Consider the following 20,497-nt stretch of genomic DNA (forward strand, 5'->3'; position numbering starts at 1 on the left):
GTGGGCAACGAGCACGAGCACCGACCGGACGTCACGACCGTCGAGATCGTCGGCGGCCCCGAGCCGCTGCACGTCGGACTGAGCGACCCCGACGAGCGCTGGGCCGAGCGCTTCCGCGAGCACCGCGACCGCATCACCTCCGTGCTCGGGAGCACCGCCGTCCGCGTCGAGCACATCGGGTCGACGTCGGTCCCCGGCCTCGCGGCGAAGCCGATCGTCGACGTCGCGGTCGAGGTGCCCGACGTCGCCGACGAGGACGCGTACCTCCCCGCACTGCTCGACGCCGGGTACGTGCTGCGCGTCCGCGAGCCGGGGCACCGCCTCGTCCGGACGCCGGAACGGGACGCACACGTGCACGTCTACGGCCGTGGCGCCCCGCAGGTCGCGGCGTACCTGCTGCTCCGTGACCACCTCCGCGCCGACGCCGGGGACCGCGCGCTGTACGAGGACACCAAGCGCTCCCTGATGCGCCGGGAGTGGTCGGACATGAACGCCTACGCCGACGCGAAGACCGAGGTCATCGAGGCCATCAAGCAGCGCGCCCGTGCCGCGCGGTCGGTCCGGGTCCGGCCGGTCGAGGCGTCCGACGCCGACGCCTGGGCCGCGCTCTACGCCGGCTACCGCGACTTCTACCGGCTGCCGGAGGACGACGAGGCGGTGGCGACGACCTGGCGGTGGGTCCTCGGGGGCGAGCACGGCATGCTCGGGCTCGTCGCCGTGGACGCCGACGGCACCCTCCTCGGCCTCGCCGACCTGCGGCGGTTCGCCCGCCCCTCGACGGCGACGGTCGGGCTGTACCTCGACGACCTGTACACCGCGCCGGACGCTCGGCACCGCGGTGTCGCCACGGCGCTCCTGGGCGAGGCCGCCGCGCTCGGTGCGGACGAGGGCGCGAGCCTGGTGCGGTGGATCACCGCGCGCGACAACGAGGCGGCGCGTGCCGTGTACGACCGCGTCGCGACCGCGACCCCGTGGGTCACCTACGACATGGCGCCCGCCTCTCGCTGACGCGGCAGACGGGAGGCGCGCTGCCGGCCCGCCATGCACCTCCGGACCGACCGTGGGACGGACGGGAGGCGCGGGGCGGGCCCGCCACGCGCCTCCAGGCGGGCACCGCGCAGCGCAGAGCGGAGGGCGCCGGCCCGCTCGCGCGGACCGACGCCCTCCGTGCTCACTCGACGCTCACCGGAGCGCTCGCCGAGGCGTCTGCACGCCGACCGTGGTCGGCGGTGGCTCAGCCGATCGAGACCGCGGTCCAGGAGACCGGCGGGAGCTCGATGGTGATCGTGTCGCCCTCGCGGCGGACGGTCTCGTTCGTGCGGAGCCCCACCCGCTCGCGGTCCCCGAGGTCGTTCACGGCGTGCACGTCGTCGTCCCAGATGCCCTCCGCGTGGACGTCACCCTCGGCGCCGATGCCGGCGAGGTCGATCGTCACGGTGGTGGACTCGGTCTGGTGGCGGTTGACGAGGAACACCGCGGCTTTGCCGTCCTCGACCGTGGCCGCCGAGTCGACGACCGGCACCTCGCCGTACTTGCCGCCGTCGACGGTGTCGCCCGAGGCCTTCACCTGCAGGGACGTGCCGTTCGCGAGACGCGAGGTGAGCGAGAACGGGAAGAACGTCGTCTGGCGCCAGGCCGGGCCACCGGGCTCGGTCATGATCGGACCGATGACGTTGACCAGCTGGGCGAGGCTCGCCGAGGCGACGCGGTCGGCGTGGCGGAGCAGCGTGATGAGCAGCCCGCCCACGACCACCGCGTCCGCGACGGTGTAGACGTCCTCGAGCAGGCGCGGGGCGACCGGCCAGTCCTGCAGCTCGAAGGTCTTCTGCTGCGCCTCCCAGCGCTTGATCGACCAGACGTTCCACTCGTCGAACGAGATGTCGATCCGCTTGTCCGACTTCTTGTGCGCCTTGACGTGGTCGGCTGCGGTCGTGACGGTGTCGATGAAGTGGTCCATGTTCACGCCGGAGGCGAGGAACGACGACATGTCGTCGTCCTCCTCGTAGTACGCGTGGGCGGAGATGTAGTCGACGTCGTCGTAGGTGTGCTCGAGGACCGTGCGCTCCCACTCGCCGAACGTCGGCATCGACGCTCCGGAGGACCCGCAGGCCACGAGCTCGAGGTCGGGCTGGATCTGTCGCATGGCCTTGGCGGTCATCGCGGCGAGCTTGCCGTAGTCCTCGGCGTTCTTGTGGCCGAGCTGCCACGGGCCGTCCATCTCGTTGCCGAGGCACCACATCTTGATGGCGAAGGGCTCCTGGCGGCCGTTCGAGCGGCGGTACTCGCTCAGCGCGGTGCCGGCGTCGATGTTCGCGTACTCGAGGAGCTCGATGGCCTCCTGCGTGCCGCGGGTGCCGAGGTTCACGGCGAGCATGAGCTCCGAGCCGACCTGGTCGAGCCAGTGCTGGAACTCGTGCAGGCCGACCTCGTTCGTCTCGGTGGAGTGCCACGCGAGGTCGAGACGGCGGGGACGCTGGTCGACCGGGCCGACGCCGTCCTCCCACTTGTAGCCGGAGACGAAGTTGCCGCCCGGGTAGCGGATGGCGGAGACGTTCAGCTCCTTGACGAGGTCGACGACGTCCTTCCGGAAGCCGTGCTCGTCGGCGGTCTCGTGCGCGGGCTCGTGGATGCCGTCGTAGACGTGGCGTCCGAGGTGCTCGACGAACCCGCCGAACAGGCGACGGCGCACCGGCCCCACGGTGAACGCGGCGTCGAGGACGAGGTGTGTGCGGGGCATGGATCTCCTTCGATCGGGGCGGTGCGCTGGTGCGTGACGTGCGCCGGGCCTCGTCGGTCCTGCACGGCCGACCGGTCGCGGTCGGTGCGCGGGCCGTCACGAAAGTGAGCGCTCACGTCTGCTTCGACGGTACCGGCTCCGACGGCCTCGCGGAAGTGCCGCGCGCGAAGATCACAGAACGGGGCGTGCATTCACGGAAGGGGTGGCGGCGACCGGGACGCAGCGCTACTGTGAGCGCTCACGGAGCACCCATCCTGCTCCGCTCGGCCCGTCCCGATGGAGTGATGCCATGCCGATCCGATCCGTTGTCCCCACCCCACCGCCCCGCGGCGGCGCGTTCACCCGGCGGAGCCTCCTCGCCGGTGCCGCCGCCGGCGCAGCGGTCCTCCCCCTCGCAGCCTGCTCGAGCCCCATGGCCGCGGGCATCGCCGGTGCCCCGCTCAACCCGGAGACGCTCGTCTTCTGGAACCTGTTCGGCGGCGGCGACGGTCTCCGCATGCAGGCCATGGAGGCCGGCTACGCAAAGCAGCACGGCGGCTCGTCGGCGCTGCAGGCCACCACGTTCGCGTGGGGCAACCCGTACTACTCGAAGGTCACACTCGCCACCGTCGGGAACAAGCCGCCGGACGTCGCGATCGCGCACCTGACGCGCGCGAAGCCGCTCTGGGACGGCGACCTGCTCGACCCGATCACCGCCGAGGACCTGGCGAGCGTCGGGCTGAGCGCGAGCGACTTCAACCAGAAGGCGTGGACCGCGCAGAAGACCGACGGCAAGAACATCTGCATCCCGCTGGACACCCACCCCTTCGTCCTCTTCTACAACGTCGACGTGTGCCAGAAGGCGGGGCTGATCGACGCCGACGGCAAGCTCAAGGACCTGAACGGGCTCGAGAACTTCGAGGCCGCCATGGCCGCCGTCGCGAAGGTCACCGGCGGCACCGCGCTCAACGTCGCCAACGTGGTCCCCGAGACCGCGACCCCGTGGCGCTTCTTCTGGACGATGTACAACCAGATCAACGGCGCGACGCCCTTCATCAGCGACGGCGGCGCGAAGCTCACGGTCAACGAGGACGCCTACACGAAGGTCACCGAGACGACCCAGAAGTGGGTCAAGAACGGCTGGATGAACAAGGCGCTCGACTACGCCACCGCGCAGTCGCTGATGTTCGACGGCAAGGCCGGCTTCTTCATGCAGGGCGAGTGGGAGATCAGCACGGCGCAGTCGATCAAGGGCCTGAAGTTCGGCATGGTGCCGATCCCCCAGCTCTTCGACAAGCCCGCCACGCAGGCCGACTCGCACACCTTCATCCTGCCGAAGAAGGACCGCACGCCCGAGCAGCGCAAGGCCCACATGCTGTTCATCAAGCAGATGCTCGAGCAGAGCCTGACGTGGGCCGAGGGCGGGCACGTGCCGGCGTACATGCCCACGTTCGACAGCACCGCGTACAAGAAGCTGACGCCGCAGTCCAACTACGCGTCGGCAGCCGAGACGGCCGTGTTCGACGACGCCGCCTGGTACGGCGGGTCCGGGTCGACCTTCGAGGGCATCGTCGGTGCGCAGCTCGCGCTCGTGCAGCAGGGCAGCTCGACACCGGCGGGTGCACTCAGCGCCATCAAGGGCCAGCTGCAGACCTACCTCGACACCCCGAGCCCGCTGTGACCGGGCACGCGACCACCACGACGACCGTGAACACCGCACGAGAGGCACGATGACGTGACCGCTGCACCAGTTCTCACCCGACCCACGGACGCCGCGACCGTCACCCGACGCGAGCGGCCCCGCGTGCACTCGACCACCCGCGGCCAGGGGCGCAGCGGATGGCTCTTCCTCGCCCCGTTCGGCCTCTTCTACGTGGCCTTCCTGCTCGGCCCGACGGTCTGGATGATCGTCACGAGCTTCTTCAACACCTCGACCGTCCGCACCGGGCTCGGCACCTTCGCCGGGTTCGCGAACTACGCCGAGATGCTCGGACGCAGCGACTTCTGGTCGTCGCTCTGGCACACCCTGCAGTTCACGCTGTACACGACCCCGCCGCTCGTCATCCTGGCGTTCGTGTTCGCCGTGCTGACGAACCGGATGAACCGCGGCCAGTGGTTCTTCCGCCTGGCGTTCTTCCTGCCCTTCATCCTGCCGTCGGCGACGATCTCGCTCATCTGGGTGTTCATCTTCACGCCGGCGACCGGCCTCTGGGCCAGCCTGCAGACCGCGCTCGGCATGACGCCGGGCTCGGGCATGCTGTCCAGCCCGAACACCGCGATGATCGGTGTCGCGATCGCCACCGTCTGGTGGACCCTCGGCTTCAACTTCGTGCTCTACCTCGCCGGCCTGCAGGAGATCCCGCGCGAGCTGTACGAGGCGGCAGCCGTCGACGGGGCGTCGAACTGGCAGCAGATCAAGTCGATCACCCTCCCGCTGCTCGGCCGCACGACGACGCTCGTCATCCTGCTGCAGATCATCGCGAGCCTGAAGATCTTCGACCAGGTGTACCTGATGACGAACGGCGGCCCGGGCATCTCGACCCAGGTCTCGCTGCAGCTCATCACGGGCGTCGGCTTCACCGACAACCGCCTCGGCGCTGCATCCGCCGCGTCCGTGCTCCTGTTCATCGTGATCGTCGCGATCGCGGTCATCCGGCAGGTCGCCGAGCGCGCCGCCGCCAAGCGAGAGATCGGTGCCTGACATGACCGCCACCGAGAGCATCACCACCGGGCGCGCCAAGCTGCGCACCGGCGTCTCGGCCGCCGCTCCCGCGAACGCCGCGAGGATCGGCGTCTCCGGGCGCGGCTTCAACATCGTCGCGGCCGTGATCCTGACGGTCTTCGCGATCATCTGGCTCATCCCGAGCCTGTTCGCCCTGAAGACGTCGCTGTCCGACAACGGCGTCGCCGCCCTCGGCGCGAACTCGATCCTGTCGAACTGGAACCCGACGCTGCACTCCTACGCGTCGCTGTTCCAGTCCGGCGACATCTGGAACTGGTACCTCGCCAGCGGCGTGACGAGCGTGATCACGGCGGTCCTCACGGTGCTGTTCGCGTCGATGGCGGCGTTCGCGCTGTCCCGGCTCGTGTTCCGCGGGCGGAACGTCGCGTTCCTGCTGATCATCCTCGGCATCATGATCCCGACCCAGGTCCTGATCATCCCGATCTTCCAGGAGCTCAACGCCGTCGGCCTGCTGAACACCTACTGGTCGGTGATCTTCCCGCAGGTGCCGGCGGTCATCGCCGTGTTCATCTTCAAGCAGTTCTTCGACGGCATCCCGAAGGAGCTCGAGGAGGCCGCACGCATCGACGGCGCGGGGATGTGGAAGATCTACTGGTCGGTGATCCTGCCGCTGTCGCGTCCCGTGATCGCCGCGGTCACGATCCTGACCTTCGTCGGGGTCTGGAACAACCTGCTCCTGCCGCTGTTCGTGCTGTCCAATCCGGACCTGATGACGATCCCGGTCGGGCTCGCGACCGTGCAGGGCAGCTTCGGGCAGCGCTACGCCGACATCCAGGCGGGCGCGATCCTCGCAGCCCTGCCGCTGATCATCCTGTACCTGATCTTCCAGCGGCAGATCGTGGAGGGCGTGACGGGCTCCGGCCTCAAGGGCTAAACGCTCGCGCGTCGACCGACGGGAGGCACGGTGCCAGCTGGCACCGTGCCTCCCGTCTGCTGGTCGCCACCGCGACGGTGCGACGGGTCAGAGTGGGTCGAGCCGCGTCCGCAGCAGGCAGAACTCGTTGCCCTCGGGGTCCTGCAGCACATGCCACGACTCCTCGCCGGTCTGCCCCACGTCCGCCGGCCGCGCGCCGAGCGCCAACAGCCGTTCGAGTTCGGCGTCCTGGTCCTGGTCGACCGGGCTGAGGTCGATGTGCAGGCGGAGCGGCTGGGTCTTCGCGTGGTCCACCCGGTTCAGGATGATGGTCGGGGTCGCCCCGCCGAAGCCCGACGCGGGCCCGATCTCGATGCCGTCCTCGTCCTTGCCGAGTTCGACGTAGTCCAGCACCGCGCACCAGAAGCGCGACAGCGCCTCGGGGTCGTGGCAGTTCAGCACGAGTTCGCTCAGTCGACTGCTCATGCCGGGCAGGCTACCCGCGCCACGGGGTACGGCGTCAGGCCGGGACGACCTCGCGCGCCTCGTGCTTCCAGAAGCCGGAGAACGTGATCCGGGACTTCGGCAGGCCGGCGCGGTGCAGGTGGCGACGTCCCTCGGTGGCGAGCACGGACTCCCCGACGACGAAGGCGTACCCGCGGTCGTCGGTGGGCACGTGCCGCTGGAGTTCGGCGAGCGCGGCCCGTCCGGGGACGTCGTGCGCGGTGTCGGCGCGGACGATCCAGGTGACGGTGACGCCGACGGGTGCGTCGAGCTGCCGGACGTCGCCGGCGGTCGGGACCTCCTGGATGATGCGGCCGACGGTGTCACGCGGGAGGGACGCGGCGATGCCGACCACGCCGGGCAGCCCGGTCTCCTCGGCCACGATGACGACCTCGCTCGTGTCGTCCGGGCAGTCGAAGATGCAGCCCTGGTCGAGCATCGCGAGCGGGTCGCCGGGGCGCGCGCCGCAGGCCCAGATCGCGGCACGGCCCTCGGGCTCGCCGTCGCGGTCGCAGTGCACCACGAAGTCGATGTCGAGCTCGCACGTCTCGGGCCGGAAGCCCGCGACCGTGTAGTTCGCGCAGTGCGGGCGGACGTCCTCGGGGATCGCGAGGAACGAGGGCCACCAGCGGCGGCCGTCGAGCTCCGGCATGCGGAAGGCGTCCTGCTCGGGGCGCGGCATGAACAGGCGGAACCAGTGGTCGAACCCGAGGAACGGGAACGCGTGCAGGTCGTCGCCGGTCACGGTCACGCGTTGCATCGACGGCGAGGTCCGGACGCTCCGGACGACCCGGGCGCGGAAGAGCCGGGGGTTCTCGGGCAGGAGCCGCGGGGTCTTCGCCATGAGGCAAGGCTAACCTAAGATGATCTCCGTGCCAGCCCCCTCCCCCGCTCTGGCGTCCGCTCCGGTCGCGCACGTCCTCGACCCGGCCGACGCCCGTGGCGTCCACCGTGCGGCGGTCCGGCGGCGGCTGCTGGTGATCGGGCTCCTCGTGCTCGTGCTGGTCGCCGCGGCGGTGGCGAGCATGCTCCTCGGCAGCAACCGCATCGGCGTCGACCGGGTGCTCGCCGGCCTCACCCGCACCGGCAGCGGCACCGACGAGGCGATCGTCTGGGGCTCCCGTGTCCCGCGCACGCTCATCGGTGCGGCCATCGGCGCGGCGCTCGGCATCGCCGGGCTGCTCATGCAGGGGCACACGCGCAACCCGCTCGCCGACCCCGGGCTCTTCGGCGTCTCGTCCGGCGCCGGGCTCGCGGTCGTGCTCGGCGTGTACGTGTTCGGTGTGACGAGCACCGGCGCGACGGTGTGGTTCGCGCTCGTCGGGGCCCTCGTGGCGAGCGTCGTCGTGTTCTCGGTGACGATCGCCGGCAGCGGGACGGCGAGCCCGGTCCCCCTCGCCCTCGCCGGGGCCGCGGTCTCCGCGCTCCTCGGTGCCCTGACGTCCTTCGTGGTGCTCACCGACCAGGCCTCGCTGGACGCCTACCGGCTGTGGGTCGTCGGGTCCCTCGCGGCGCGGCAGCTCGACGTGCTCGGGGCGGTGTGGCCCTTCCTCGTCGTCGGCCTCGTGCTGGCGGTGGCGAACGTGCGCGCGCTCGACGCCCTCGGGCTCGGCACGGACCTGGCGAAGGGCCTCGGCGAGAACGTCGTGGTCGCGCGGCTCGTCGGACTCGGCGGCATCACGCTCCTCGCCGCGGGCGCCACCGCAGCGGCGGGGCCGATCGGCTTCGTCGGCCTGACGGTGCCGCACGTCGCCCGCGCACTGGTCGGCACCGGGCACCGGTGGACGCTGCCGGTGTCGGCGCTCGTGGGGGCGTCGCTCGTGCTCGTGGCGGACGTCATCGGGCGGCTCGTGGGCGGGTTCTCGGAGGTCGAGGTCGGCATCGTCCTCGCCGTCATCGGCGGCCCGGTCTTCGTCGCCGTGGCCCGCCGTCGATCGCTGGTGTCGCTGTGAGCGCGCAACCGACCGGCCACCCCGCGGCACACCGCGCCCCCGGCAGCCGCGGCGTCGTCGTCGGCCCGATCGGGCTCGCCTGGCGTCCGCGGGTGTTCTGGTACACCGTCGCGTCGATCGTCGCCGTGGGCCTGCTCGTCGTCCTCGGGGTCGCGATCGGCTCGACGTGGATCGCCCCGGCGACCGTCGTCCGCGCCCTGCTCGGCGCGGAGTCCGGCCCCGAGGGGTTCATCGTCACGACGCTCCGCCTGCCCCGCGTGCTGACCGGCGCCCTCGTCGGTCTCACCCTCGGCGTCGCCGGGGCCCTGACGCAGACCTTCACCCGGAACCCCCTCGGCACCCCGGACATCATCGGCGTGACCTCGGGCGCGAGCGTCGGCGCCGTGGCCGCGATCGTGCTCGGCGGTGGCAGCTACTCCGTGTCCTCGGTGGCCCTCGCTGGTGGCATCCCCGTGGCGGCGACGGTCGGTGCGCTCGTCGCGGCGGCGCTCGTGTACGGCCTCGGCTGGCGCGGCGGGGTGCAGAGCTACCGGCTGGTCCTCGTCGGCATCGGTGTCGGGGCGACACTCGACGCCGTCACGAGCTACCTCCTCGTCCGGGCCAAGATCACGGTCGCGGCCGCCGCGTCGCAGTGGCTCGTGGGCAGCCTGTCGAGCACGTCGTGGTCGAGCGTCTGGCCGCTGCTCATCGTCGCCGCGGTCGCCGTGCCGATCGCCCTCGCGACGAGTGCCGCGCTCGGCATCGGGCAGCTCGGCGACGAGGTCGCCACGGGTGTCGGGCTCGCCGTCCAGCGCCACCGGTTGCTCGTGATCGGTCTCGCGGTGGTCCTCACCGCCGCCGCGGTCGCCGCGGCCGGCCCGGTCGGCTTCGTCGCCTTCGTGGTGCCGCAGATCGGGCTCCGGCTCGCCGGCACGAACCGACCACCGCTGCTGCTCGCCGGAGCGCTCGGCGCGGTGCTCGTCCTCGCCGCCGACCTGCTCGCTCGGTCGGCGTTCCCGTGGCAGGTGCCGGTCGGCATCGTCACGACCGTGATCGGCGCCCCGTACCTGATCTGGCTGCTCATCCGTCACCGCAAGGAGATGTCCCGATGACGAACACCGACACCCTCGACGCTGCCGCACCGGCCGCGCCACACGTCGTTGCGGCTCCGGTCCCCGTGCTCGAGGCCCGCGCGCTGGCGGTCGGCTACGACAAGCACCCGGTGCTCCGCGACCTCGACCTGCGCATCGAGCGCGGCACCGTGACGACCTTCCTCGGCGCGAACGGCTGCGGCAAGTCGACACTGCTCAAGGCCTTCGGCCGGGTGCTCAGGCCCCAAGCCGGCGAGGTCCACCTCGACGGGGTGCCGATCCGCAAGGAGCCGAACCGGGCGGTGGCGCGCAAGCTCGCGATCCTCCCGCAGTCCCCCGTCGCCCCGGCCGGCACCAGTGTCCTCGACCTCGTGATGCGCGGACGGAACCCGCACCAGTCCTGGGGCAAGCCGTGGACCGCGGAGGACGCCCGGATCGCCGAAGAGGCCATCGCTGCCACCGGCCTCACCGAGGTGGCGCACCGTGACGTCGCGAGCCTGTCCGGCGGGCAGCGGCAGCGCGCGTGGATCGCCCTCGTGGTGGCGCAGCAGGCCGACACCCTGCTGCTCGACGAACCGACCACCTACCTCGACCTCGCGCACCAGATCGAGGTGCTCCGACTCGTGCGACGACTCAACCGCGAGCAGGGGTCGACGATCGTCATGGTCCTGCACGACCTGTCGCTCGCGGCCCGGTACTCGGACCGGCTCGTCGTGCTGCACGACGGCGGGGTCGCGGCGGACGGTGCTCCGGCCGAGGTCCTGACGGCCGAGCTGCTCGAGCGCGCCTTCGGTCTGCACGCCCGGGTGCTCCCCGACCCGGTGACGGGCGCGCCGATGATCGTGCCCGAGGCGGACTGACCGGTCGGACACCGCTGCCCGGCTGATCGCGGTGACCGAGGCTGGCAGGACTGACAGACTTAGGTTAGGCTCACCTAACGTGAAGCTCCCCCGTCGCGGCGCCCTCCGAGCCGCCCTCGTGACCTCCCTGGCCGTCCCGGCCCTCCTCCTCGCCGGCTGCTCCGGCACGAACGACTCCGGCGACGCCGGCTCCGGCGACACCCCCGCCGCCGCGGGCCCCTGGTCGTACGAGGACGCCTACGGCACCACGGTGAAGGTCGACCACACCCCGAAGCGCGTCGTCGTGCTCAACGACATCGCCATCTCGTTCATCGAGTACGGCCTGAAGCCCGTCGGCACCTTCGGGCAGCTCACGATGGCGAAGGACGCCCGGTTCGACGACCTCGACACCGACGGCATCACCCAGCTCGGCACCGCCTACGGCGACATCGACCTCGAGCAGCTCGCGGCACTCAAGCCGGACCTCGTCGTCACGTCGGTCTACCCCACCGACGCGAAGGGCACCCTCGACACGAAGTCGCCCGCCTACGGCTTCAAGGACAAGGAACAGCAGCAGCAGGTCGAGGCGATCGCCCCGGTCGCCGCCGTCGAGTGGGGCGGCAAGGGCGAGGACGTCATCGAGCACATCGCCGACCTCGCCGAGTCCCTCGGGGCGAAGGAGTCCGTCGTCGAGAAGGCCGAGCAGCGCTTCGACGCCGCCGAGGACGAGCTCGAGAAGGTCACGAAGGCCAAGAAGCTCTCCGTCGTCTCCATGTACGCGGACGGCGACGGCGCGTACGTCACGCGCCCGAGCGACGAGCCCACCCTCCAGATGTACGCGTCGTTCGGCGTCGACCTCGTGACCCCGAAGCCCGAGGGCTTCTACTGGGGCGTCTACTCGTGGGAGAACGCCGGTCAGATCACGGGCGACGTGATCCTCCTCTCGCAGCAGGGCTACCAGGTCGCCGACCTCGAGAAGCAGCCGACCTTCGCGGACAACGCCGCGCTCCAGGCAGGTCAGGTCCACAGCTGGACCTTCCCGGCGCTCGACTACGCGTCGCAGGCCGAGTACATGACGAAGCTCGCGGGCTGGCTCGAGGACAGCAAGCAGCTGTCGTAGACGCGACCGTCGAACGGACTGGAGGCGCGGTGCCAGCTGGCACCGCGCCTCCAGTCCGTTCCGTGGTCAGCTCCGTCAGCCGACGGGCCGGGCCGCGTTGACCGCCGTCTGGGCCGCGCGCCACGCGGCCGCGCGTGTGCTTGCGTACGGCCCCTCGGCGCTGCTGTGAGCGCGCAGACTCGCCTTGCCGCCGTCGGTGTTGCCCTGCCAGTAGGCGGTCACCGCGCGGGTGGTCCCCCCGATGAGCCAGATCTGGTCCGCCGCGTCCGTGGTGCCGGTCTTGCCGAAGAGCGTCGCGCCGTCCGGGGTCAGGCCACCGCTCGCGGTGCCGCCGTGGAACGCGCCCTGCATGACCTCGAACGCCGTCGCTGCGACCGTCGCGGACACCGCACGGCGGCACGAACGCGGCTCGCCCCCGAGCGCGGTGCCGTCCGGGCCGGTCACCTGGTCGACGACGACCGGCGCGCAGTACACCCCGCCGTTCGCGACCCCGGCGTACGCGGCCGCCATCGTCAGCGGGGCGATGCTCGTCGTGCCGAGCACCGCCGCCGGGTTCGCCGGCAGCTCCCCGCCGGTCGCGGGGTGCACGCCGAGCCGTGCCGCGGTGTCGCGGATGTCGCACAGGTCGAGCCGCGAGGCCATGTCCGCGTACGCGGCGTTGACCGACTGCGCCGTCGCGTCCCGCACCCGGTAGGGGCCGGCCTGTCCGGACGAGTCGTTCTTCGGGTTCCACGCCCGCTCGAGGGGCTGCCCGCACTGCGTCCACGAGCTGCGCTCCCGACGGGTGCCGTCGACCACATCGTCCGGGCTGTGCCCCGCGGCGAGCCACTGCAGGAGCGTGAACATCTTGTACGTCGAACCGACCTGGAAGCCCGTGGAGCCGCCGTTCGCCTCGTCGGTGGCGTAGTTCAGCGAGGTCGCCGTCGCCGGCGCGTGGGCGGAGCGGTCGTACTCCTTGTTCTGCGCCATCGTGAGCACGCGGCCGGTCCCCGCCTCGATCGTGTCGAGCGTCGCCCCGAGGGCGAACCGCGACTCGGACGCGGGGTCGTACCGATCGAGCACCGACTGCTGCTGCGTGTTCAGGTCGAGGTCGAGGGTGGTCTGGATCCGGTACCCGCCGGTGCGCCAGGCGTCCGCGCGCCGCTGCTCGGTCGGGCCGAGCTGCGGGAGGTCCCGCGCCACCTCCACGGTGTACGCGCAGAAGAACGCGGCGCCGCGGACCGCCGACTCGCACCCCTGCCGCGTCGGGGTCACCCGGACGTAGTCGGCCGGGCGCGAGGCGAGGGCGGCGTCGAGCTCCGCGCGGGTGAGGTGCCCCTGGTCGTGCATCGAGCGGAGGATGACGTCCCGCCGAGCGGCGTTGTCGGCGTGGTGCGTCGGCGTCGACAGGTCCCGGCGCTCCGGCCACTGCACGATCGCGATGAGCGATGCCGCCTCGGCGGGGGTCAGGTCGCCGGCGTCCTTGCCGTAGTAGTGCTGGGACGCGGCCTGCACGCCGTAGGTCTGGTCACCGAAGTACGCGATGTTCAGGTAGGCGGTGAGGATCTCCTGCTTCGAGTACGCCTTCGCCAGGCCGATCGCGAGCTTCATCTCCGCGAGCTTCCGCTGCGGCGACCGGGCCGTCGCCGCCTTGGTCGCCGCATCCCGTTCCTCGGCCGTCGGGAGCTCGCTCGCCTGCTGCAGCTTGATGTTCCGCACGAGCTGCATCGTCAGCGTCGACCCGCCGGAGCCGCCCTTGCCGCCGGACATCGCGACGCTGGCGAGCGAGCGCAGCATGCTCGTCGCGTCCACGCCGCCGGTCTCCCAGAAGCGCTTGTCCTCCCCGTCCACCGCGGCGCGCTCGAGCTGGTCGCTGATCCTGTCGAGCGGCAGCTCCTGCCGGTTCTGGTCCCACACGTCGGCCAGGTGCACGGGCTGCGTGCCGCGGTACGCCCACACCTCGTTGCGCTGCGGCAGGTCGCCGATCTCGATGTACTCCGGCAGCGAGTCGAACACGTCGATCGCCGAAGTCGTCCCGATCCCTGCCACCGCCAGCGCCGGTGTCACGCCGACCCCCACCAGCAGGCCGGCCAGCACGCTGCCGCCCACGAACCCGGCGGCCGCTCCGGCCACTCCTCGCATCGTCATGGAGACTCCCCCTCGTCGTGCCGCCCCTCGCGGCTCGTGGAGCGTCCCAGTGGCGATCGGGCATCAGCCGGGACTTCCCGGGGGAACACCGGGGGGACCGCTGGGAGAGCGCCGAGTCGGTACGGATCGTTACCGAGGCGGGAGCAGCCTGCTCCTGCTCCCCGGCGTGACCGCGTTCATCCATGACGAGGAGCGCTTCCTCGCCGTCCGGCAGCGCGACTCCGGACGCTGGAGCCTGGTCGGAGGCGGTGTCGAACCGGGCGAGGAGCCGGAGACCACGCTGCGTCGCGAGGTGCGCGAGGAACTCGGCGTGGACGTCGACGTCCTCGGCATCATGGGCGCGTACGGGGGCTCGGACCTCGAGTACAGCTACCCGAACGGCGACCGAGTCGGGTACGTCACCGTGGCGTACCGCTGCTCGCTCGTCTCGGAGGCCTTCGTGCTCGAAGAGGACGAACTGCTCGAGACGCGCTGGGTGACCGTCGACCAGTTCGGCGAACTCGATCGCCACCCGTGGACCGACCGGGTCGTCCACGATGCGACCGCGGACGACCGGTCGGTCGTCAGACGGCCGTCGTCGAGCGGCGGCGACGACCGATCACCATGAGCACGATCCCCGCTGCGGCGAGGATCCCGCCGGTCCAGACGATGCCCGCCACGTCGGAACCGGTGAACGCGAGCGATGCGCCAGGACGGTCGCCGGGCGTGATCGTGGCGGTCGGCGGGACGGTCGGTGCGGTGCCCACCCCGGCGGCAGCGGCGACGGAGAAGCCGACCGTCGCGGATGCCGGCGAGTTGTTCGTCACGACACCGTCCGGTCCGACGAGGAACGCGGTCGCGTCCACCTCGTACCTGCCGGGCGCGAGCACGACGGTGCGGGCCCAGCTGCCGTCACGAGCCACGACGATCGGGTCGGTCGCGGCAGCCGCGGCGGGGTCGGCCGATCCCGCGGCAGCGCCTTCCGCACGGACGGCGAGGACGATCGACGTCCCGGGGGTGCCCGTACCGGCGACGGTGACCGGCCCGGTGACCACGACGCCCGCCGACGGACGCGTGATCCTCGGGGCTGCGAGAGGCGCGGGGACCGCGGCCTCGACGACGAACGTGCTGGACTGCTCGTCGGAGCCGACGTCGTTGCGCACCGCGAAGGTCACCGTCGACCTCCCCGCAGTGGTGGGCCTGCCCGAGATCGTCCCGCTGGCAGCGTCGAGCTCCAGGCCGTCGGGGAGCGCCCCGTCGGCCACCCCGTAGGTGAGGGGACCGGTGCCGGTGGCGGTCAGGGCGACTCCGGCATCCCGACCGACGGTCAGGGTCACCTCGCGCGGCACCGTCAGCCTCGGCGCGACCCCGAGGACGGCGACCCTGTTCTCCTGCGTCGCCGTTCCGTACGGCGTCGTGGCGCGCACGGTGAACGCGAAGGCGCCCGGTGTCGTCGGCACACCGCTGATCGTCCCCGAGGACGGGTCGAGTACGAGGCCCGCTGGCAAGGAGCCGGCCGAGAGGTCGTACGTCACGGGTCCGTCTCCCGCGACCGTCAGCGTCGTGTCGTAGGCCGTTCCCGCAGTCCCTGTCCCGAGCGGTGCCGACGTGAATGCCGGTGCGACGCCGTAGTCGAAGGCCACGGTGGACGGCGTCGCACCGTTGGCCGTGATCGTGATCCCGACGCGGCCGGCAGCGTGCGCAGGAATGGTGAAGACGACGGACTGGGTCCCGTCGACCTCGCGGACGGCGCTGAAGCCGGTGACCGAGGAGCCGTCCACCGCGACGGCAGTCACGGCACCGGGCTGCGGGACGGCGACGGGCGTGCGCGCGGTCAGGCGGTTGTAGTTGGCGACATCCCGCTGCTCGACCGGTGATCCCCACCAGTACGCGGTGCCGTCGGATGCTAGTCCGCCGGAGACGGACCCGCTCGAGACCACCTGCGCGGCGCTCCGGCCACCGGGCAGGGGAAGTGGCCGCGGCTGTTCGGTCGTCGTGCCGACGGGCGGGCGGTACCCGAGATTGTCGCCGCTTCCCCAGACCCAGACGGCACCGTCCGAGGTCAGACCGAAGGAGACGCCGCCACCGTCGGTGACCTGTGCGAACGAGACACCGTCGGGGAGTTGGACCTGTACCGGCACCCGGGACGCGTAGGGCCGAGCGGTGGACTGATCTGCAGGCGCATCCCCCCATGTCCACGTCGTGCCGTCGGTGGCTCGCGCGACCGTGTGCTCTCCGTCGGCGAAGTAGGCGTCGACACCCACCGTGTCGTTGCCGCTGGCGATCTGCGCGAACGAGCGACCGCCCGGGAGGGTCACCGGTACCGGCGTCTCGCGGCGTTCGGTGGTGCCGTCGCCCAGCTCTCCGAACGAGTTCGATCCCCACGCCCAACCGCGGCCACTCGTGTCGACGGCGAACTGCCCGGCCGTCGACGCTCCGCTGGAGATCGATGCCACGTCTTCGAGTGGCAGCTCGACCGGGCCGCTGATCGCCTGTCCTGCGGGCGCCGCGACGCCGAGGGACGCGCTGTCACCCCAGGTCCACACCGCGCCGGTGCTGTCGAGGGCGAGCGGGGTGTAGCTCGCCGACACGGCGGTGATGACCGGGTTGCCCGGCAGGTCGATACGGATCGGCGTCGTCGAGGAGGTCGCATCGCCGCGCCCCAGCTGGCCGCGCCGTCCGTCCCCCCAGCCCCACAGCGAGCCGTCCGAGGCGAGGGCGAGGAAGGTCTTGATGTCCGCCGAGACCTGGACGAACCGGAGGTTGCCGGGCAGCGCGACCCGGACCGGGTTGGCCGGCGGCCTGCCGCGGTCGGCCGTCGACCACGACCACACCGCGCCGGCTTCGTCGATGCCGACCCCGGCCTTCATGCCGGTGTCGATCGTCGTGAAGCGGGTCGCGCCAGGGACACTGACGCTCACGCGCGTGCCGCCCGTCGTCGGTCCGGCAGCCGGCGAGACGGTCCCCACGGGGGCGGCGACCGCCGGTGTGGTCACGCCGACGCCGAGGGGCACGGCGACCGTCGCCGCGAGGACGGCGACGGCGGTCACTGCGGAGCGCAGACGAGTGGAGCGCGGATGAGCGGCGCGGAGGCGGGGACGCAACAGGCGTGTCCGTTCTGATCGGGAGGCAGACCGCAGACCGAACAGGGCTGATCACTGCGACGACGGCTCGCTCCGGAGCGTTGTCTGCTGCCGGATGGTGCCGTGGACGGCACCGATGCGAGCCGAGGGTCTTGGTACTCATGAGTATCTCGTGTGAACGCGTCCGACCGCCACCCCCTACGGTGGCAGTCATGGGGCTCGCGGGGTGGCACGAGGACGTCCTCGGCACGCCCTTCGAACGCCTCGAACTCCCGCTCGCCCCCGACGCCGAGGGCGAGGTCGTCGCCACCCTCGTCCGACGCCGCCGCTCCCCCACCGACCTGCTCCTGCACGCACACGGTCCGCTGCACGGCGTCGACGTGCTGTACGTGCACGGCTGGTCCGACTACTTCTTCCAGGTCGAGCTCGCCGAGCGCATCGAGGCGCTCGGCGCCCGCTTCCACGCGCTCGACCTCCGCAAGTACGGCCGGAGCCTCCGCCCGCACCAGACCCCCGGCTTCGTCGACGACCTCAGCGTGTACGACGAGGACATCGCTGCCGCGCTCGACGCGATCTCCGCGGAGCACCGGGGTGGTCCGCGCCGACGGCTCGTGCCGATGGGGCACTCGACCGGCGGCCTGACGCTCTCGCTCTGGTCGGCCCGGCACCCGGAGCTCGTCGACGGACTCGTGCTGAACAGCCCCTGGCTGGAGTTCCAGGCGAGTGCGGTCGGCCGAGCCCTCGTGGCGCCGGTGATCAAGCTCGGCGCCCGGCGGAACCCGCTCGCGCCGATGCCCGCCGTCGACCCCGGCTTCTACACGCGCACGGTGTCGGCCTCGGGTCAGGGCGCGTGGACGTACGACCAGCAGTGGCGGCCCGACCGGGGCTTCCCGCTGCACCCCGGCTGGCTCGCCGCGGTGTTCGACGGGCAGGCCCGGGTCGAGGCGGGGCTCGGCATCGGGGTGCCGGTGCTCGTCATGCTGAGCGACAAGAGCATGCTGCAGCCGCGGTGGGACGACGGCATGGCCCGGGCGGACGTCGCGCTGAACGTCGACGTCGTGGCGCACCGGGCACTGTCCCTCGGTCCGGAGATCACCGTCCGTCGGGTGCAGGACGCCGTGCACGACGTGGTGCTCTCCGCGCCGGAGGTCCGCGAGCACGCCTACGACGCGATCACCCGCTGGTCACGGACGCTCCCGCGGGACGACGCATGACGGGACGACGCGCGACCGGACGGCCAGGCACCGGACGGCACGCCACCACCGGCACCGTCCGACTCACGCGGATGGACCCAGCCGGAGCCGACCGCGACGACCTGCTCGACTTCCTCAGCACCGAGGAGTTCCCGTTCCACGTCCGTCGCACGATCGCCCGGGCGGACGCCGCGAGCGCCGTCGACGCCGGCGCGTTCCGCGACGACGAGCACGACTCGTGGTGGCTGGAGCACGACCGCCTCGGCAGGATCGGCATGGTCCGGCTCGAGGACCTGGCCGACCCGGTCCCGCTGTTCGACCTGCGCATCGCCGGACGTTCCCGCGGCCGGGGTCTCGGCGTCCCGGCCCTCCGCGCGACCACGGCACACGTGTTCCACACGATGCCCGAGGTCACCCGGTTCGAGGGGCAGACCCGCGAGGACAACACCGCCATGCGGCGTGTCTTCGACCGCGCCGGCTGGGTGCAGGAGGCGCACTACCGCGAGGCGTGGCCGGTCGAGGGCGGCGCCCCGGTCGGCTCCGTCGGTTACGGGATGCTGCGGCGCGACTGGGAGACGGGCACCACGACACCGGTGCCGTGGCCGTCCGCCTGACGGACCGTCCCCGGTCTGGAGGCGCGGGGCGGGCTGGCACCGCGCCTCCAGACGGACCGTCCCCGGTCTGGAGGCGCGTGGCGGGGCCGCCCCGCGCCTCCAGTCCGGCGGTGGGTCGGCTCAGGACCGCGACAGGCGCGTGACCGTCGCGTGGGCGCCGTCGGCCAGCAGGCCGTCGAGGGCGTCGCGGTACGCGGCGACGAACCGGTCGTCGTCGACGAGGTCGCCGAAGACCTGCCGGTCCGACAGGAAGGCGAGCCGGTCCTCCCGCTGCCGCTGTGCCGTCGCCGTCAGGCGGTCGGCGAGCCGGTCGACGACCCGGATCGGTGTGCCCTCCTCGTCGGTGCCCTCGGCGTAGCGCGCCCACGAGGCGACGATGCCCGCGGACAGCGCGACCGGACCACCGGAGGCGAGGTTCTCGCGCACGACCGGCAGCAGCCACTTCGGGATCCGGTCGCTCGACTCGGCGCAGAGTCTGGCGAGGGTGTCGCGGACCTCGGGGTTCCGGAACCGCTCGATGAGCGTCGCCTTGTAGTCGTCGAGGTCGATCCCCGGCAGCGGGTGCAGCGTGGGCGTCGCCTCCTCGTCCATGTAGCGGCGGAGGAAGGTGGCGATCGCCTCGTCCTGCGTGGCCTCGTGCGCGTACCGGTACCCGGAGAGGTACCCGAAGTAGCAGAGCCCCTGGTGGCTGGCGTTGAGGAGCCGGAGCTTCATCAGCTCGTACGGCTCGACGTCGTCGACGAGCTGCACGTCGGCCTGCTCGTACGGCGGCCGTCCGGCGGGGTGGTCGTCCTCGAGCACCCACTGGAAGAACGGCTCGGCGACGACCGGCCAGGCGTCCTCGATGCCGAGCTCGTCGCGGACCCAGGCGCGGTCCTCGTCGGCGGTCACGGGTGTGATGCGGTCGACCATCGAGTTCGGGAAGGACACGTGCTCGTCCATCCAGTCCGCGAACGCCGGGTGCTGCAGCCGGGCGTAGGACGTGAACATCTGCCGGGCGACGTGCCCGTTGCCCTGGATGTTGTCGCACGACATCACGGTGAACGGCTGGAGCCCGCGGTCGCGGCGACGGCGGAGCGCCTCGACCACCAGGCCGAACACCGTGCGGGGCGGGGCGTTCCCGCGGAGGTCGGCGGCGACGGCGGGCTCGTCGGCGACGAACTCCCCGGTGACGTGGTCGAAGTTGTAGCCGCCCTCGGTGATGGTGAGGCTGACGATGCGGGTGTCCGGGTGCGCCATCTTCTCGACGACCGCGTCCGGGTCGTCGACGGCGAGCAGGTACTCGACGATGCTGCCGACGACGCGGGACTCGCGGGTGCCGTCCGGGTGCTTGAGGACGAGCGTGTACAGGCCGCCCTGCTGCCGCATCGTGTCGGCCATCCGGCGGTCCTGTTCGAGCACCCCCACGCCGCAGATGCCGTACTCGCGGGCCTCCCCCTCCCCGAGCAGACGGTCGATCACCATCGCCTGGTGTGCGCGGTGGAAGCCCCCGACGCCGAAGTGCACGATGCCGGTGGTGATCCCGGCGCGGTCGTAGGTCGGGACGGCGACACCGCTCGCGGCGATCTGGTCGAGGGTCTCCGGGCTGAGGCGGACGGGCATCGGGTACTCCTTCGTACGGCGGTGGATCCGGTCCAGTCTCGCAGGGGGCGGCTCCGGGCGGGCGGCGCCGGTGCCGCACGTCGGGCCGGGGTACGAGGCTGA

Annotated in this window: 17 protein-coding genes; 11 read left to right on the top strand and 6 right to left on the bottom strand. The window is 71.9% G+C overall.

Annotated features, from left to right (window positions below; translation table 11 throughout):
• On the top strand, positions 1–1,008 hold the full coding sequence (locus ACY3FI_RS12365) for a GNAT family N-acetyltransferase (protein ID WP_462547847.1): 1,008 nt from the start codon (positions 1–3) through the stop codon (positions 1,006–1,008).
• Positions 1,009–1,234: 226 nt separating this feature from the next.
• On the opposite strand, the gene arfA is transcribed toward ACY3FI_RS12365, so the two are convergent.
• Positions 1,235–2,737, bottom strand: a complete 1,503-nt coding sequence (gene arfA / locus ACY3FI_RS12370) for an arabinosylfuranosidase ArfA (RefSeq protein WP_462547848.1) — start codon at positions 2,735–2,737, stop codon at positions 1,235–1,237.
• A 289-nt stretch (positions 2,738–3,026) separates the two neighbouring features.
• Here arfA and ACY3FI_RS12375 point away from each other — a divergent pair, with 289 nt between their 5' ends.
• From ACY3FI_RS12375 to ACY3FI_RS12385, 3 genes are read left to right on the top strand one after another with little or no spacing between them, the layout of a single operon-like run.
• Positions 3,027–4,397 (top strand): extracellular solute-binding protein, encoded by a 1,371-nt coding sequence (locus tag ACY3FI_RS12375; protein WP_462547849.1) that lies wholly within the window; start codon positions 3,027–3,029, stop codon positions 4,395–4,397.
• 54 nt (positions 4,398–4,451) lie between these two features.
• Positions 4,452–5,417, top strand: a complete 966-nt coding sequence (locus ACY3FI_RS12380) for a carbohydrate ABC transporter permease (protein ID WP_462547850.1) — start codon at positions 4,452–4,454, stop codon at positions 5,415–5,417.
• 1 nt (position 5,418) lies between these two features.
• Positions 5,419–6,333 (top strand): carbohydrate ABC transporter permease, encoded by a 915-nt coding sequence (locus ACY3FI_RS12385; RefSeq protein WP_462547851.1) that lies wholly within the window; start codon positions 5,419–5,421, stop codon positions 6,331–6,333.
• A gap of 87 nt (positions 6,334–6,420) precedes the next feature.
• On the opposite strand, the gene ACY3FI_RS12390 is transcribed toward ACY3FI_RS12385, so the two are convergent.
• A complete protein-coding gene (locus tag ACY3FI_RS12390) occupies positions 6,421–6,798 on the bottom strand; it encodes a VOC family protein (protein ID WP_462547852.1) in 378 nt (125 codons plus the stop codon).
• Positions 6,799–6,832: 34 nt separating this feature from the next.
• Positions 6,833–7,660 (bottom strand): siderophore-interacting protein, encoded by an 828-nt coding sequence (locus ACY3FI_RS12395; RefSeq protein ID WP_462547853.1) that lies wholly within the window; start codon positions 7,658–7,660, stop codon positions 6,833–6,835.
• Between the two features lie 28 nt (positions 7,661–7,688).
• On the opposite strand from ACY3FI_RS12395, the gene ACY3FI_RS12400 reads away from it, so the two are divergent.
• The 4 genes from ACY3FI_RS12400 (at position 7,689) to ACY3FI_RS12415 (ending at position 11,797) form a co-directional block, all read left to right on the top strand.
• Positions 7,689–8,768 carry a FecCD family ABC transporter permease gene (locus tag ACY3FI_RS12400; RefSeq protein WP_462547854.1) on the top strand — a complete coding sequence of 360 codons (1,080 nt, stop codon included), beginning with the start codon at positions 7,689–7,691 and terminating at the stop codon, positions 8,766–8,768.
• Entirely contained in the window at positions 8,765–9,859 is a 1,095-nt protein-coding gene (locus tag ACY3FI_RS12405) for a FecCD family ABC transporter permease (RefSeq protein WP_462547855.1), read from the top strand. The genes ACY3FI_RS12400 and ACY3FI_RS12405 overlap by 4 nt, the downstream gene beginning before the upstream one ends.
• Positions 9,856–10,698: an ABC transporter ATP-binding protein gene (locus tag ACY3FI_RS12410; protein WP_462547856.1), complete on the top strand. Its 843-nt coding sequence runs from the start codon at positions 9,856–9,858 to the stop codon at positions 10,696–10,698. Before ACY3FI_RS12405 ends, ACY3FI_RS12410 begins: the two co-directional genes overlap by 4 nt.
• A gap of 79 nt (positions 10,699–10,777) precedes the next feature.
• Positions 10,778–11,797 carry an ABC transporter substrate-binding protein gene (locus ACY3FI_RS12415; protein WP_462547857.1) on the top strand — a complete coding sequence of 340 codons (1,020 nt, stop codon included), beginning with the start codon at positions 10,778–10,780 and terminating at the stop codon, positions 11,795–11,797.
• Positions 11,798–11,872: 75 nt separating this feature from the next.
• Here the strand turns inward: ACY3FI_RS12415 and ACY3FI_RS12420 are convergent, their stop codons facing one another.
• On the bottom strand, positions 11,873–13,924 hold the full coding sequence (locus ACY3FI_RS12420) for a transglycosylase domain-containing protein (RefSeq protein WP_462547858.1): 2,052 nt from the start codon (positions 13,922–13,924) through the stop codon (positions 11,873–11,875).
• Positions 13,925–14,090: 166 nt separating this feature from the next.
• Between ACY3FI_RS12420 and ACY3FI_RS12425 the strand changes: the two genes are divergently transcribed.
• Entirely contained in the window at positions 14,091–14,531 is a 441-nt protein-coding gene (locus tag ACY3FI_RS12425; RefSeq protein WP_462547859.1) for an NUDIX domain-containing protein, read from the top strand.
• Here ACY3FI_RS12425 and ACY3FI_RS12430 read toward each other — a convergent pair.
• Positions 14,488–16,953: a putative Ig domain-containing protein gene (locus ACY3FI_RS12430; RefSeq protein WP_462547860.1), complete on the bottom strand. Its 2,466-nt coding sequence runs from the start codon at positions 16,951–16,953 to the stop codon at positions 14,488–14,490. The genes ACY3FI_RS12425 and ACY3FI_RS12430 overlap by 44 nt on opposite strands.
• Positions 16,954–17,198: 245 nt before the next feature.
• Here ACY3FI_RS12430 and ACY3FI_RS12435 point away from each other — a divergent pair, with 245 nt between their 5' ends.
• Entirely contained in the window at positions 17,199–18,200 is a 1,002-nt protein-coding gene (locus tag ACY3FI_RS12435) for an alpha/beta hydrolase (RefSeq protein WP_462547861.1), read from the top strand.
• On the top strand, positions 18,197–18,793 hold the full coding sequence (locus ACY3FI_RS12440) for a GNAT family N-acetyltransferase (protein WP_462547862.1): 597 nt from the start codon (positions 18,197–18,199) through the stop codon (positions 18,791–18,793). Before ACY3FI_RS12435 ends, ACY3FI_RS12440 begins: the two co-directional genes overlap by 4 nt.
• Positions 18,794–18,913: 120 nt before the next feature.
• Here ACY3FI_RS12440 and ACY3FI_RS12445 read toward each other — a convergent pair whose 3' ends face one another.
• Positions 18,914–20,395: a mannitol dehydrogenase family protein gene (locus ACY3FI_RS12445; protein WP_462547863.1), complete on the bottom strand. Its 1,482-nt coding sequence runs from the start codon at positions 20,393–20,395 to the stop codon at positions 18,914–18,916.
• Between the last annotated feature and the right edge of the window lie 102 nt (positions 20,396–20,497).

The organism is Curtobacterium sp. RM9, assembly GCF_054956955.1.